This window comes from Pedobacter sp. ASV12 (genome assembly GCF_016429155.1).
Lineage (GTDB): Bacteria > Bacteroidota > Bacteroidia > Sphingobacteriales > Sphingobacteriaceae > Pedobacter.
In genome coordinates this window covers 1-2,144 of record NZ_JAELUC010000171.1, presented here as the reverse complement: position 1 = coordinate 2,144, position 2,144 = coordinate 1, and the positions used below count along the sequence as shown (strand labels likewise).

At 43.6% G+C, this 2,144-nt stretch carries 2 protein-coding genes; both read right to left on the bottom strand.

Going from position 1 to position 2,144, the window contains the following annotated elements; genetic code table 11:
- The coding region (locus JHD69_RS19565; RefSeq protein WP_199142022.1) for a collagen-like triple helix repeat-containing protein at nt 1-589 on the bottom strand (589 nt) is incomplete at its 3' end.
- 922 nt (nt 590-1,511) lie between these two features.
- Complete coding sequence (locus JHD69_RS19560; RefSeq protein ID WP_233166077.1) at nt 1,512-1,850, bottom strand: helix-turn-helix domain-containing protein; 339 nt, start codon at nt 1,848-1,850, stop codon at nt 1,512-1,514.
- Between the last annotated feature and the right edge of the window lie 294 nt (nt 1,851-2,144).

Here is a 2,144-nt window from a genome sequence, read left to right as displayed (position 1 = left end):
TGATGCCAGCGCCGGGAGCGCCGGGCTGGCCGGAACCAGGCGTACCCGGCGTGCCAGAAGTGCCCGGAAGGCCCTGAACGCCAACCACGCCGGCATCGCCCTTGTCGCCTTTATCCCCCTTCGGACCGTTGATGTTGGTCCAGGTATTTGTTGTAGGGTTGTAGACCCAGGTGCCGCTGTCGTTGGTCACGATGGTAACACCGGCCCCAGGTCCACCAGGTTGCCCAGGCGTTCCTGGCGCACCTGTTTTTCCGGGTTGTCCTTCTACATTGATGGTTCCTGGAGCCGATTTCACAAAAATCCATTTACTTCCGTCATCGTAATAAATCCCGGGAACAACATCGTTTATTGTCGCAGTATTATAAACCATCATCCCTGCCACATGAGCAGTTAAAGGGGCTGCATCGCTGGTTTTAACCAAGGAAACCCTGGCATGCAACAACCCCTTGTTGTTGCTTTCAAGGTCTAACAGCGCATCTTTATTTGGCAGATTGGTGTTGTTAATGGTTCCGTCCTTTATTTTTTGTTGGGCCGAAACAATGGAGATACATAGCAATAGGGAAAAGGCAATAAGTAGTGTTTTCTTCATAGATAATTTAATTATACTGCTTGGTTAAAAAATTGAGCAAATAACACCATAACATCTTGACATGATGCTGAACAACAGGGGATGATAATTAACTCAGGGGATAATCTATAAAAAATCTATCTACCCAATCTCATAGGGTGAAAGAATGGACTGTAGATAGTACCGATCACAACCCAAAACAGGTTCCAAAACATCAAATAATTGTTATTCGTGTCGCAGACGCCATTTAACCAAAAGTTAACGGGCAAAAACGGGTAAAAAAAAAGAAATTTGGGCAATAAAGACCCTGCACAACTTTAAATGTATCACATATTTCCTCTGTGGATATGCGATTGGTGAAATCAAAACTGTAGAGTTTGGGTAAAAAAAAAGAAAATTGGGCAATAAAGACCCTGCACAACTTTAAATGTATCACTTATTTCCTTTGTGGATATGCGATTGGTGAAATCAAAACTGTAGAGCTTGGGCAATCCGCTTGACGGCATTTAGTATATTGAATAATGATAGGGAGTGGCTTACGAAATACCTGTGGCAATAACTTATATATACATTCAATCTGTCAGGCATCCAAAAGCAAATAGTGCCTATTATAGCTAAAGTAGATAAACAACAATAAACCGCCCTTTGACAACACTTCAAAGCGCCCCCTGCCTAGCACCAGTTTCGCTGCTGTTCGCCAAAGGAAAGTAAGCCCTTCGCGCATAGCGAAAGTGACCCCCTCATTTCGGACTGATCGACATCGGCTACAAGGCCATGCCTGCTATTTACCTGTCTATTGCTTCCCTGATCTTTGTGACATAATAGGCAGCAAGCATTCTGGTTCTGGGGGCCAGGAATTGTTTCGTTTGGCTATAGGCATTAAATATTGCCATTTTCGTGTCAAACAAAATGGTTTTTTCAATTGATCAATAAAAAATAGCAATCAGGATTTATTGACCTTATCCAACAAAATTTCGAGTTTTAGCAAATGTTTTGGAGCCGGGACACGGGTACCATTTTCCCACTCTGTTACCGTCGATGCGTCAACTTTCAGGAGATTTCCAAACTTCGTGGAAGTAATTCCCTTCTTGTAACGGTAGGCCTTAATTTGTCCACAAAGCGTTGTTTCGTCAAAGTATAACGGACTGTAGCCCAAGAATTCGATAATTTTCGGATAGAATATAATCTGCGGATTACTTCTGTTGTTTTCCCAGTAAGTCAAGCAATCAGTACTTACCCTAAAAATCTTCGCTACATCACTCTGAAAAAGCTTTAGGTCCATTCTTTTCTTTTTTATGTGTTCGCCAATCGAAACAGGATTTTGTGGATATCCATGATGCATTGGTTTTCTGGTTTTGCTCTCATAACGCAAACAAGGCAACGCAGGAATGCCTTGTTTTAGTTCAACTAACCTAAAAGTTGTTGTATTTTGCCAAAAATGCGTAATCCCAAGTTTTGTAGACCCCGTGTCATTAAATGATATTGGAGATGTATTTACCCTGTCTCTTATACACATCTAAAAAAGGGGGGGGGGGGGGGGGGGGGGGGGGGGGGGGGGGGGGGGGGGGGGGGGGGG